This window comes from Nitrosomonas aestuarii, assembly GCF_003046585.1.
GTDB lineage: Bacteria > Pseudomonadota > Gammaproteobacteria > Burkholderiales > Nitrosomonadaceae > Nitrosomonas > Nitrosomonas aestuarii.
Genome location: NZ_QAAE01000003.1, coordinates 26,783 through 38,708, shown reverse-complemented (window position 1 = coordinate 38,708; position 11,926 = coordinate 26,783). Strand labels below are relative to the sequence as shown.

Below are 11,926 nucleotides of genomic sequence, written 5' to 3'. Positions count from 1 at the left end.
TAGCAAAAATGAATCCAGTTTACTCAAAAACTTTCTCGATCAATTATCTGTTGATAGTGTTTATGCTCGCAGTTGTACCTGCTGCAATCGCCAACCCGCATGAATTCATGCTCGATAACGGTCTAAAATTGATTGTCAAAGAAGATCATCGATCACCTGTAATCGTATCACTGCTTATGTATAAAGCCGGCAGTATTGATGAATTAAATGGCACTACGGGTATCGCGCATGTACTAGAGCATATGATGTTCAAAGGAACTGAGAAAGTACCTGGCGGAGAATTTTCCAAGCGTATTGCGTCGGCAGGTGGCCGGGAAAATGCTTTTACCAGTCGAGATTACACAGGATATTTCCAACAGTTGCATAAAGATCATCTGCCACTGGCCATGGAACTGGAATCTGATCGCATGCATAATCTGAGACTGACAGAGGAAGCATATTCCATGGAAATCAATGTGGTCATGGAAGAACGGCGTTTGCGTACCGATGATCAGGCTCGTTCGCTGCTTTTTGAAAAAATGATGGCAACAGCGTACCAATCGCACCCATACAGACGCCCGGTCATTGGCTGGATGAACGATCTGGAACATATGCGCGTGGAAGACGCGCAAGAATGGTATGACCGCTGGTATGCACCGAACAATGCCATTCTTGTCATTGTGGGTGATATCAGCGCTGATGCAGTTATAGCGCTGGCACAAAAGCACTACGGCAATATTCCGAAACGTCCGATACTTCCCATTGATGAGCGGAAACCGCAAATTGAGCCGCATCAGCTTGGAATTAAGCGCATTACCGTCAAAGCGCCCGCAGAGTTGCCCTATCTGATCATGGGCTACCATACACCGGTTATCCGAGACACCGCGGAAGACTGGGAACCGTTCGCGCTGGAAATGCTCGGAGGTATACTTGACGGCCATGCGTCAGCCAGACTGAATAAATCCTTGGTACGTGATCTTAGAATAGCTAACTCAGCAGGCGCAAGCTATAACGCAACAGGTCGCGGCCAAGGCATGTTTATGCTCAGTGGTACTCCTAGTCCCGGCAAAACGGTTGAAGAACTGGAACGAGCCCTGCGTACTGAGATCGAGAAAGTTATCGAGGAAAATGTCACCGAAGAAGAATTGAGCCGCGTGAAAGCGCAAGTTGTCGCCGGCCATGTTTATCAATTGGATTCCATATTCGCACAAGCCATGCAAATCGGCAGGTTGGAAAGCATTGGGTTGTCATATCGGGATATCGATATCATTCTGGAAAAATTACAAGCAGTTACCGCAGATCAGATTCGAGCGGTGGCAAAAAAATATTTAGTTGACGACAGTTTAACTGTTGCTGTACTTGATCCGCAACCGATCGAGCAGACGCAGCCTGTTAAAACACCTGCAGAATTAAGACATTAACAAACAAACCGGTAAAAAAACGTTTTTGAAGCTGCCGATGCATGATCAAATGTGTTGGTTTCAAAAACACTTACTAATACAACTTTCTTCAGCAAGAACACATTTCAATGCAGGAAGCCACACTCGAATTTCCTAAAGCGGTTCCTGCCATCAGATTTATATATCAAATACCGCCGGCATAGCCGGTGGTATTTTAACGAGGCATACTTTACAACTACTTGAGATATTTTTTTAATGATTCGCGTGCGCATCTTCTTTATCATCACTGTCATATGTCGCCTCGCCATGACTTCCATGCGGTGAATTCTCGATTTCTTCATCATCATGACCATGACCTTGGCCATGATCTTTGCCGTGATCATCACCATGTCCGTGTCCGTGTCCGTGTCCGTGTCCGTGTCCGTGTCCGTGTCCATGATCTTTGCCGTGGTCTTTGCCGTGGTCTTTGCCGTGGTCTTTGCCGTGGTCTTTGCCGTGGTCTTTGCCGTGGTCTTTGCCGTGATCATCGCCTTTCATATGCTTGTGCATATCTTCCATCATCCAATGGATTTCGTCCATATCCAGGAAACGATCATCATTTAGATCATGTTTGTCAAATTTCTCGCCATGAAATTTCATAAACTCTCTTCGACTGATTTTACCGTCTTTATCAGTGTCCATTTTCGACAATTTCTTTTCGCAATGTCGGCATTGATCATGACCGTGATCGTCGTCATGGCCTGGACCATGTGCGATTACAGGCGCAGCGCTGAGTACAAATAAAAACGAAGCGCTGATAGTCGCAACAGAAATCCATTTTTTTTGATGGGACATTTTTTCTCCTCAACATTCGGTTATATGATAAAAGTGTATAAACAAGAATACGCTTACAAGTTTTAATTGTAAACTCACCTTCCTGAACAGTTCCTGACAATTCAGGAAGGTGAGTTTTCTAGTGCTATGCCACGATAAAATGCTCGCGATAATATTTAAGTTCGTTAATGGAATCATAAATATCTGCTAACGCTTCATGCTTGCTTTCCTTCTTTAGACCGGATGCGATCTCAGGCTTCCAACGTTTGACCAGTTCTTTGAAAGTACTGACATCCAGATTACGGTAATGAAAATACGCTTCCAGTTGCGGCATCCAACGCGCCATAAAACGTCTATCCTGGCAAATTGAATTACCACACATGGGCGAAACGCCTGAAGGAACATGCTGTTGCAAAAAAGCAAGCATTTGCGTCTCGACCTCAGCTTCCGTCAGTCTCGAAGCCTTGACCTTGTCAATCAGGCCCGATTTGGCGTGTGTAGACTGGTTCCACTTATCCATGCCATTGAGCACCTCGTTTGCCTGAGAAACGACCAGAACAGGACCCTCAGCAATGGTGCTCAATTGCGAATCGGTAATGACGATCGCAACCTCAATGATACGATCCTTATCCGGTTCAAGCCCGGTCATCTCCATATCAATCCAGATGAGGTGATGATTATTGTTTTCTTGTGTCATAATTAATAAAATATAATAATGTAACGCAATCTTAGGTGAATGTAATTTGTTTTATTTTGTCATATTTGGTACCAAATCGTCACTTTTCATTATTGATTACTTAAAATACGGACATCCATTATGCAATCTTTTACCTTGATTTTTATTACCGCCCTGTTACTCATGACGTTGATTCAAGTGTGGCTGTCATCAAGGCATATTCGTCATATCCGCGCACACCAGGACAAGGTACCTGAAAAATTCGCCAGTCAAATCAGTCTGGCCGACCACCACAAAGCAGCTAATTATACTTGTGCCAAAACGCGCGCAGGTTATCCAGGTATTTTTTTACATACTGTTATATTGCTGATTCTCACGCTGGGTGGTGGTTTAAATGCGTTAAGCAACTTCTGGACTGACTGGTTCACCGATCCTATCTTCCACGGCATGGCACTCATCATCAGCACGTTCCTGATTATGGGGCTGGCGGAAATTCCTATGAGTTATTACCGTACTTTCGTCATAGAAGAGCAATTCGGTTTCAATAAAATGACCCGCGGCATGTTTTTCGCTGACCTGGTCAAACAGGCAACCCTGATGTTGTTGCTGGGCGCCCCGCTGTTATTTGGAATCCTATGGCTGATGGAAAAAATGGGTGAAAACTGGTGGCTTTACGCCTGGGCGGCATGGATTACGTTTAATTTATTTCTGTTAGCCATTTTTCCCACCTGGATTGCACCACTGTTTAACAAATTCACGCCACTTGAAGATGCAGCGCTTAAAACACGTATTGAACAATTACTGAAAAAATGTGGTTTCAAATCCAGCGGGCTTTTTGTCATGGACGGGTCACGCCGCAGCAATCACGGCAATGCCTATTTCACCGGTTTCGGTAAAACAAAGCGAATTGTTTTCTTTGACACTCTGCTTTCGCGCCTGGAACCAGCTGAAATAGAAGCCGTTCTTGCACATGAACTAGGTCATTTCAAGCACCGCCACGTCATCAAACACATCATCATCTCATTCATCATGAGTCTGGCGTTCTTCTGGCTTCTCGGTTATCTTATGAACCAGACTTGGTTCTATGAGAGCTTAGGCGTTACGATTGATGCCGTACCTGCGACTGCTATGGCGTTGCTGTTATTTTTCCTCGTCATGCCAGTGTTTACATTTTTATTTCACCCTATATCGAGCATTTTCTCGCGCAAGCATGAATTTGAAGCCGACGCCTATGCTGCACAAAACGCATCTGCTGATGACTTGATCCGTGCATTAGTCAAGCTCTATCAGGATAATGCAGCCACGCTCACACCTGATCCGCTTCATTCCACCTTTTATGATTCGCACCCACCGGCTGCCATCCGGGTAGCTCATTTACAAAATCAAACGCAATGAACGAATATAATTTAAAAGGACTAGACCATGATAGAACTCACAAATCAAAAATGTAAACCCTGTGAAGGTTTGGTCGCACCGCTGACTGTTGATGCTGCGACAATATTACTGCAGCAACTGGATGGATGGCAATTACAGGATAATCAAATCAACAAGTGTTATTCATTCAAAAATTATTACCAGACCATGGCCTTTGTAAACGCTGTAGCGTGGATATCTCACCGGGAAGATCATCATCCTGACATGGTCGTTGGCTATAACCGCTGCGATATCACCTATACAACCCATGCCATTGGCGGCTTGTCTGAAAATGACTTCATTTGTGCTGCCAAAGTTGACAAGTTGTTCAACGATTGAGCATTCCTCTTCAACAAAGCAAAGTCATATTTCCTCATCATACAGGTCAGATCATCGCTGTATACGGCAGGCACTACACTGTAGAGACAACGAATGGAGAAGCGCTGTCATGTGTCATGCGCGGCAAAAAAGGTGGCGTCGCCTGTGGCGACCAAGTTGAAATAAAATTTACCACGCCCGGGCAAGGTGTGATTGAGAAAATTTTATTACGTAAAAGTCTGCTCTACCGCAGCGATGCTTTTAAGGAAAAAATCATTGCTGCAAATGTCACGCAAATCATTATCGTGGTTGCCGCCGTACCCGGTTTCAGCGAAGAACTCATCAACCGTTGCCTGGTCGCCGCAGAAAGTCAGCGCATTCAAGCCATTATCGTGCTCAATAAAACCGATCTGGCTGAACCGACAAAAGCTGCGATCAAGGAATTATCGCTTTATGAATCACTTGGCTACCCCTTGATAAAAATCAGTGCTGTTCAGGATATTTCAGCGCTTAAATCTTATCTTCAAGGCCATGTAAGTGTACTTGCAGGCCAGTCAGGTATGGGCAAATCGACTATTCTCAACGCATTGATTCCGGAAGCGCAACGTGCAACAGCTGAAATTTCGGTCGCGTTAAATTCGGGCTGTCATACCACGACGCATGCACACCTTTATCATATCGATGCCAACAGTGACATCATTGATTCTCCGGGTATTCAAGCATTCGGGTTAAATCATATCGGGGATGAAAACCTGGCATGGGGTTTTACCGAATTTCATCCGTATATCGGACAGTGTAAATTTAACGATTGCCGGCATGTCAACGAACCTGGTTGTATGTTAATTCAAGCGACAAGCGAAAAAAAGATCAGCACCAAACGGTTTAATTTTTATCATAAATTGCTGCAAAAATAATCTAACACGGGCTGTGTAATGTACGCTTACTAACCTAAACGGCATCGAAGTCCCAGAATAGTGTTGCAGCAAAAATTCACTTAAAAGAGACAAGTACCCAATATGGTGATTGCAACAATAGGGATTAATTTAGTAAAAGCGGCGTGAAGTGGCCCCGGAAAGTTGGAGACCTGAATACCGCAGTTTGTTCTGGTCAAGTCTAACCTGTACTGACTCAAACTTAATCTGGCAGAAACACAATTAAATTTAATGCCCCTACGCCTTGTGGATCGGTAATACTGGGATGATGTTGTACTTTGACAGGTATCAATGCGCCCCTTAAATCGCCGCCAGGATCACATTCAGCGCATCCAGTTGCCGCAGCATATAACAACCCTATCCACCCGGCATATTTACGGCAACGCTGCACTTTCTCGTGCGCTCCACGGCTTTCTACTCTACGCAATACCGCCAGCAATTCCGGTGCGGTTATATCTTTGATAAGACGATTACCCAGACAAGGAAAAATATCCTTTTCAAGATAGCGCTTGATACTATGCGCGGTGGAAGCTGCCCAGGTATGGATATGTTTTGTGTGCCATTCAAGCGCTATGGCTTGGAAGGTATTTTCAGCCACATGAAGTGTTGCCTGTTTCCTTATAGCTTTGCGTAGAGACGGATCGGTATCTTTTGCGAGGTGGTCTTTTGCTGTATCACGCTTTTTTCTGGCTTCTACCAATGACACCGTTGGATAGACACCAACTGCAAGCGTTTTTTGCTTACCTGCAAAGCGGTAATTCATACGCCAACATTTCCCAGTAGACTTAATCAGCAAATACAACCCGCCACTATCACTGACTTTGTAGGGTTTGTGCCTTGATTTGGTTTGACTTACCGTAATATCGGTAAGCATTTGTTGGTACCTCACTTGCTGGTATCTAAAAGTACCATCAAAAGTACCAACTATTTGTTGGTGTGTCAAAAGATGTTATGCAATCTTCTGATACGATTAAATTAGCGAGAACGTAATAAATAAGAGGGGTTTGATGTGTTACGAGACTTCATGAAAACCCAAGGTGGTGCCCGGGGCCGGAGTCGAACCGGCACGGACGCAATGTCCGAGGGATTTTAAGTCCCTTGTGTCTACCAATTTCACCACCCGGGCAATAAAAATATATCTTTACTTACAGTGCCTTACTATTACCGCATGCCTTTCGCAAAGGCGGAGATTATAACCCGAAAAGCGCCGCTTTGATAGGGGTTAATGGTGAACGGATTATGAATATATTCTAATCCGCTATTGCTTCAAATCCATCAATGGTTAGAAAGCACTGCATATCTGTGTTAAAAATGATGAATTTCCGTGATAACCTTTACGGCTACTCAATAATATTCCATTTTAGCGTGACTCTCAAACCGCGTGTATTCGCCAAGGAATGTCAAATTTACTTTGCCAATCGGCCCATTACGCTGTTTACCAATGATAATTTCGGCGATGCCTTTATCCTGCGTTTCCGGGTTATACACTTCATCACGATAAATAAACAGTATCACATCGGCATCCTGCTCGATGGCGCCAGATTCGCGCAAATCCGACATCACCGGACGTTTATTCGGACGCTGCTCAAGACTGCGGTTCAGTTGTGATAATGCAATTACCGGAACTTTTAGTTCCTTGGCAAGGCTTTTCAGCGCACGGGAAATCTCGGATATTTCCGTGGCTCTGTTTTCACCCGGATGACTGGAAGACATCAATTGCAGGTAATCAACAACAATCAGTCCAAGGCCACCATATTGGCGGTATAAACGTCTTGCCCTTGCTCTGACCTCCAGCGCATTCAATGCCGCACTTTCGTCAATATGGATAGGTGCATCATTAAGCTTACCCAATGCATGGGTGAGTTTTGGCCAGTCATCATCCTCCAGGCGGCCTGTACGTACTTTATGTTGATCCAGCCGCCCAACTGAACCCAGCATACGCATAGCCAGCTGCGCACCGCCCATTTCCATACTGAAGACGGCAACCGGCTTATCCAGTTCCAGTGCGACGTGTTCGGCTATATTTAATGAGAACGCCGTCTTTCCCATGGAAGGTCTACCGGCAACAATAATCAAATCACCGGGCTGGAAGCCGGAAGTTTTCTGATCAAGATCATGAAATCCTGAGGCAATCCCGGTAACATCACTGAGATTATCCCGGCTATAGAGTAATTCAATGCGCTCGACCACCTCTTTCAACAAAGGTTGAATATCGACAAAGCCTTGCTTGCCGCGTGCACCTTCTTCGGCTATTTCGAATACCCGGGATTCGGCCTCATCCAGCAGATCTGTAGCCGAACGTCCGGCAGGACTATAAGTTGATTCTGTAATCTTCACGCCAACCTGGGCAAGGTTACGCATGATTGAACGTTCACGCACGATTTCAGCGTAACGTTTGATATTAGCCGCCGAGGGTGTATTTTGTACTATGTTACCTATATAAGAAAGTCCGCCTACCGATTGTAATTCGGCTGATGACTCCAGTGATTCCGCAACCGTGATAACGTCAGCCGGTTTATTCTGCTCGATTAATCTGCAGATATGATGGTATATCAAGCGATGATCATGACGGTAAAAATCTTCATCCGTAATGATGTCCGCGATTTTATCCCAGGCTTGATTGTCAAGCATAAGTCCGCCCAGAACCGATTGTTCGGTCTCGATAGAGTGCGGCGGTGTTTTATAGGTGTCCAGCGTTTCGCCGGTATTGATGCTAAGAGTGGATTGAGCCATGGATATCCAGCGGAGACTAAAATACAGATCCTGAATTTTAGCACTTACTCGACTGAAGATGAAAAAAGAAAATAAAAAAGGACTCGTCAGAGTCCTTTTTTGTTAGGAAACTACTCAAAGTTAAATCGCTGCTTCACCTAATACGGAAACGGTAATTTGCGCCGAAACATCACCATGCAAAACCACTTTGATTGGATAATCGCCAACTTGTTTTAATTGACCATGCGGCATACGTATCATGGATTTTTCGATAACAAACCCCTGTTCACTCAGTGCATCAGCGATATTAGCATTGGTAACGGAACCAAACAACTTGCCATCGTTACTGGTTTTTTGCGTGATTTGCAGCATCAAACCTTCCAATTTTCCGGCCATTGCCTGTGCCGACGCCTGTGTGTCTGCCTGCTTTTGTTCAAGCTCAGCACGTTTTGTTTCAAATTCTGCAATCGCGTTTTCCGTTGCACGGTGCGCTTTTCCTTGCGGAATCAGGTAATTTCTTGCATAACCGCTTTTCACATTTACAATGTCACCTAATCGTCCCAGCTTAGCAATTGTTTCCATTAATATAATCTGCATATTTCACTCCTTAATGACGATCCGTGTAAGGCAATAACGCGAGAAAGCGCGCACGCTCAATCGCTGTGCCAAGCTGTCTTTGGTAAAACGATTTGGTACCCGTAATGCGCGCGGGAATAATCTTTCCATTTTCACTGACAAAATCTTTTAAAACTTCGATATCTTTATAATCGATTGTTTTAACGCCCTCAACCGTAAAACGGCAAAACTTCTTGCGCTTGAACAAAGGGCGATTTGCTCTTTTTTCTTTTTCCTTATCTTTACCGTCTTTTCGCCTGTTTATACGTGCCATGTTCTTTCTTTCCTGTTTTCAATTAAATTTGAGTGATGCTATCTACATGTAATACCAGTTGTTGGTTTGTATGGCTTTTTCTATTGAGAAATCCAGTTACCTTAATATTATTGCCATTGCGCATTTCAGATATGGTTTTTGCCGTCGCACCCATCGCTACAGTTGGCAACTCACAATTGATTTGCCGGGTGATGTTGGCTTCCATCTGACGCGATGTGTGCCTTACAACAAAATTTATGACAGGCACTCCTGCCGGGGTATATCGTAAAACGCCAATGCGAATGGCTTCTCCACAGATAATCGCCTGATTACATTCCACCTGATTATTATGTTGCGGGACTGGTGCTATCGGCCGCTTCAGATTCTTCGGTTTCTTTGGATTCCGCTTTATCAGCGGATTCACCGGATGTTTCAGGCTCTATTTTTTGGACAGATTCAGTTCTCACTGCCGATTCATCAGATGGACGTGCAGCTGTGTCATCACTTTCTCTTTGCTGCATCATGGGTGAAGCCTCGGTTACCGGGCCATCCATTCTAATCGTCAAATGACGTAAAATGGCATCACTAAATTTAAACGCATGCTCCAGATCATTGAGTGTCTCCTGGTCACATTCAATATTCATTAATACATAATGCGCTTTGTGTACTTTCTGTATCAGATATGCCAGCTGACGCCTTCCCCAGTCTTCCAGACGGTGGATTGTGCCGTTCTTTGCAGTCACAATATTGCGATAACGTTCTATCATCGCTGGTACCTGCTCGCTCTGATCAGGATGTACTATAAATACGATTTCATAATGTCGCATAATATCTTTTTGCTATTCCTTTTGGGTAAAGTCTTCCATAAACGTATGGTAAGACAAGGGTTTAAAAAGGATGGATTTTACTGAATTACGGCAATAACATCAAATAAACTTCTTTGTTTAATAGAAAATAAAATCTACAAACATTAGCAACCACCATTAAAAAACGATTAGCAGCGGATCATATTCAGCATCAGCATGACTTAATTTTTTCATTTACACGAAGAATCAACACCATGAATACCGGTTGAACTGTTAAAATCTGCTGATTTATTAGAATTTAAATATCAACCTGGGATTTAAATTCCAGCACCAATAAAAATGCCCGTTAAACATAGAATTACAAAAACATGTTATTAATGATTGATAATTACGACTCCTTTACTTATAACCTGGTGCAATATTTATCCGAGCTGGGAGAAGAGGTTGTCGTATACCGCAATGATGAAATCACATTGGAAAAGATTAAACAACTAGCACCTGAACGTATCGTGATTTCTCCAGGCCCCTGCACACCAAATGAAGCAGGGATCTCCTTGTCAGTCATTAAGCAGTTCAGCGAAAAAATGCCTGTACTCGGAGTTTGCCTGGGTCATCAGAGTATCGGACAGGCATTTGGCGGAAAAATTATTCATGCCAAACAGCTTATGCATGGTAAAACATCACCGATTTATCACAATAACTCAGGCGTGTTTCATGATTTACCCAATCCCTTTATTGCAACTCGGTACCATTCTCTCGTTATTGATCGTGCCTCATTACCGGATTGTCTCGAAATAACAGCCTGGACAGAGGACGATGAGATCATGGGCATCAGGCATAAAACGCTCCATATCGAAGGTATACAATTTCACCCGGAGTCCATCCTGAGCGAATATGGTCACGACATGTTAAAAAACTTTTTAAACCAATCGCAACACTGATTTATTCATTTTTATGAAACCGCAAGAAGCTTTAAATAGAATTATCAATCATGAAGAAATTCATCATGACGACATGCTGTCAATCATGCGTCAAATCATGCAGGGAGAAGTATCACCCGTTTTGATTTCCGCCATTATTACCGGATTACGCGTCAAAAAAGAAACAATCGGCGAAATCACCGCAGCAGCCAAAGTCATGCGTGAATTTGCAACGCCGGTTCATGTCGCCAATCGCCATCATTTAATCGACACTTGCGGCACAGGTGGTGATGCAACCCATACCTTCAACATTTCTACTGCAGCAGCCTTTGTCAGCGCAGCAGCGGGCGTTCAGGTTGCTAAGCATGGTGGACGTTCGGTATCCAGCAAATCGGGTAGCGCCGATGTTCTTGAAGCACTGGGCGTCAATCTGAATCAAACACCCGAACAAGTCGCCGATAGCATCGGCAAAATCGGCGTAGGCTTTATGTTCGCACCGAATTACCATAGTGCAATGAAGTATGCAGCACCGGTTCGGCGTGAACTCGGCATCAAAACCATTTTTAATGTTCTCGGACCACTGACTAATCCGGCGGCTGCAAAAAATCAGGTACTGGGGGTATTTGACGCAAAACTGGTAGCACTTTTAGCACATGTATTGCAACATTTGGGCAGCAAACATGTCATGATTGTCAACGGCAAAGACGGCCTGGATGAAATCACCATCAGCGGTGAAACATATGTCGGCGAATTAAAACAAGACAAAGTCACCGAATACACTATTAAGCCGGAAGATTTTGGCCTGCAGTCCGCACCCATTACATCCATACAGGTCAGCGACAGCGACCAGGCGAAAGCCATGCTGGTGTCCGTGTTGAAAAACACCAAGGGACCAGCTCGCGACATCGTATTGCTCAATGCCGGTGCAGCCATCTATGTTTCAGGTATTGCAGATTCACTTGCACAGGGTGTTCAGGCTGCACAAAGAGCAATTGAAAGCGGTGCAGCTCTCCAGAAGCTGCATGAACTGGTTGCGCTATCCAAGCAATATAATCAGAACCAGAATCCGGCAACAGCATAACCAAAAAA

General features: G+C 44.2%; 14 protein-coding genes and 1 tRNA gene. 6 read left to right on the top strand and 9 right to left on the bottom strand.

Features of this window, described 5'->3' with window-relative positions; all coding sequences use genetic code 11:
- Positions 1 to 8: 8 nt before the first annotated feature.
- The gene (locus tag C8R11_RS03335; protein WP_107794477.1) at positions 9 to 1,400 is read left to right on the top strand and encodes a M16 family metallopeptidase; all 1,392 of its coding nucleotides are present in this window, start codon (positions 9 to 11) and stop codon (positions 1,398 to 1,400) included.
- A gap of 231 nt (positions 1,401 to 1,631) precedes the next feature.
- Here C8R11_RS03335 and C8R11_RS16400 read toward each other — a convergent pair whose 3' ends face one another.
- Together C8R11_RS16400 and orn are read right to left on the bottom strand one after the other, a co-directional pair.
- Positions 1,632 to 2,213 carry an EF-hand domain-containing protein gene (locus tag C8R11_RS16400; RefSeq protein ID WP_219908531.1) on the bottom strand — a complete coding sequence of 194 codons (582 nt, stop codon included), beginning with the start codon at positions 2,211 to 2,213 and terminating at the stop codon, positions 1,632 to 1,634.
- A gap of 124 nt (positions 2,214 to 2,337) precedes the next feature.
- Positions 2,338 to 2,889: an oligoribonuclease gene (orn, locus tag C8R11_RS03325; protein ID WP_107794476.1), complete on the bottom strand. Its 552-nt coding sequence runs from the start codon at positions 2,887 to 2,889 to the stop codon at positions 2,338 to 2,340.
- 120 nt (positions 2,890 to 3,009) lie between these two features.
- On the opposite strand from orn, the gene C8R11_RS03320 reads away from it, so the two are divergent.
- Genes C8R11_RS03320 through rsgA form a run of 3 tightly spaced genes read left to right on the top strand, consistent with a single transcriptional unit; the run spans position 3,010 to position 5,513 of the window.
- Positions 3,010 to 4,263, top strand: a complete 1,254-nt coding sequence (locus C8R11_RS03320; protein WP_107794475.1) for a M48 family metallopeptidase — start codon at positions 3,010 to 3,012, stop codon at positions 4,261 to 4,263.
- A gap of 27 nt (positions 4,264 to 4,290) precedes the next feature.
- A complete protein-coding gene (locus C8R11_RS03315; protein ID WP_107794474.1) occupies positions 4,291 to 4,620 on the top strand; it encodes a 4a-hydroxytetrahydrobiopterin dehydratase in 330 nt (109 codons plus the stop codon).
- Positions 4,617 to 5,513, top strand: coding sequence for a ribosome small subunit-dependent GTPase A (rsgA, locus tag C8R11_RS03310; protein ID WP_244907529.1), 897 nt, complete (start codon positions 4,617 to 4,619; stop codon positions 5,511 to 5,513). The genes C8R11_RS03315 and rsgA overlap by 4 nt, the downstream gene beginning before the upstream one ends.
- 220 nt (positions 5,514 to 5,733) lie before the next feature.
- Here the strand turns inward: rsgA and C8R11_RS03305 are convergent, their stop codons facing one another.
- The 7 genes from C8R11_RS03305 to rpsF form a co-directional block, all read right to left on the bottom strand.
- Complete coding sequence (locus C8R11_RS03305) at positions 5,734 to 6,405, bottom strand: tyrosine-type recombinase/integrase (protein ID WP_107794472.1); 672 nt, start codon at positions 6,403 to 6,405, stop codon at positions 5,734 to 5,736.
- 164 nt (positions 6,406 to 6,569) lie between these two features.
- Positions 6,570 to 6,657 (bottom strand) — tRNA-Leu (locus C8R11_RS03300).
- Positions 6,658 to 6,875: 218 nt separating this feature from the next.
- On the bottom strand, positions 6,876 to 8,264 hold the full coding sequence (gene dnaB, locus C8R11_RS03295) for a replicative DNA helicase (RefSeq protein WP_107794471.1): 1,389 nt from the start codon (positions 8,262 to 8,264) through the stop codon (positions 6,876 to 6,878).
- A gap of 120 nt (positions 8,265 to 8,384) precedes the next feature.
- Positions 8,385 to 8,840, bottom strand: a complete 456-nt coding sequence (gene rplI / locus C8R11_RS03290) for a 50S ribosomal protein L9 (protein WP_107794470.1) — start codon at positions 8,838 to 8,840, stop codon at positions 8,385 to 8,387.
- A gap of 10 nt (positions 8,841 to 8,850) precedes the next feature.
- On the bottom strand, positions 8,851 to 9,132 hold the full coding sequence (gene rpsR / locus C8R11_RS03285) for a 30S ribosomal protein S18 (RefSeq protein ID WP_090699236.1): 282 nt from the start codon (positions 9,130 to 9,132) through the stop codon (positions 8,851 to 8,853).
- A gap of 22 nt (positions 9,133 to 9,154) precedes the next feature.
- Positions 9,155 to 9,451 carry a primosomal replication protein N gene (priB, locus tag C8R11_RS03280; RefSeq protein WP_107794469.1) on the bottom strand — a complete coding sequence of 99 codons (297 nt, stop codon included), beginning with the start codon at positions 9,449 to 9,451 and terminating at the stop codon, positions 9,155 to 9,157.
- A 7-nt stretch (positions 9,452 to 9,458) separates the two neighbouring features.
- Positions 9,459 to 9,938, bottom strand: a complete 480-nt coding sequence (rpsF, locus tag C8R11_RS03275) for a 30S ribosomal protein S6 (protein ID WP_244907528.1) — start codon at positions 9,936 to 9,938, stop codon at positions 9,459 to 9,461.
- 347 nt (positions 9,939 to 10,285) lie between these two features.
- Between rpsF and C8R11_RS03270 the strand changes: the two genes are divergently transcribed.
- Complete coding sequence (locus tag C8R11_RS03270) at positions 10,286 to 10,858, top strand: anthranilate synthase component II (RefSeq protein ID WP_090699240.1); 573 nt, start codon at positions 10,286 to 10,288, stop codon at positions 10,856 to 10,858.
- A 13-nt stretch (positions 10,859 to 10,871) separates the two neighbouring features.
- Positions 10,872 to 11,918: an anthranilate phosphoribosyltransferase gene (trpD, locus tag C8R11_RS03265; RefSeq protein ID WP_107794468.1), complete on the top strand. Its 1,047-nt coding sequence runs from the start codon at positions 10,872 to 10,874 to the stop codon at positions 11,916 to 11,918.
- Positions 11,919 to 11,926 lie beyond the last annotated feature (8 nt).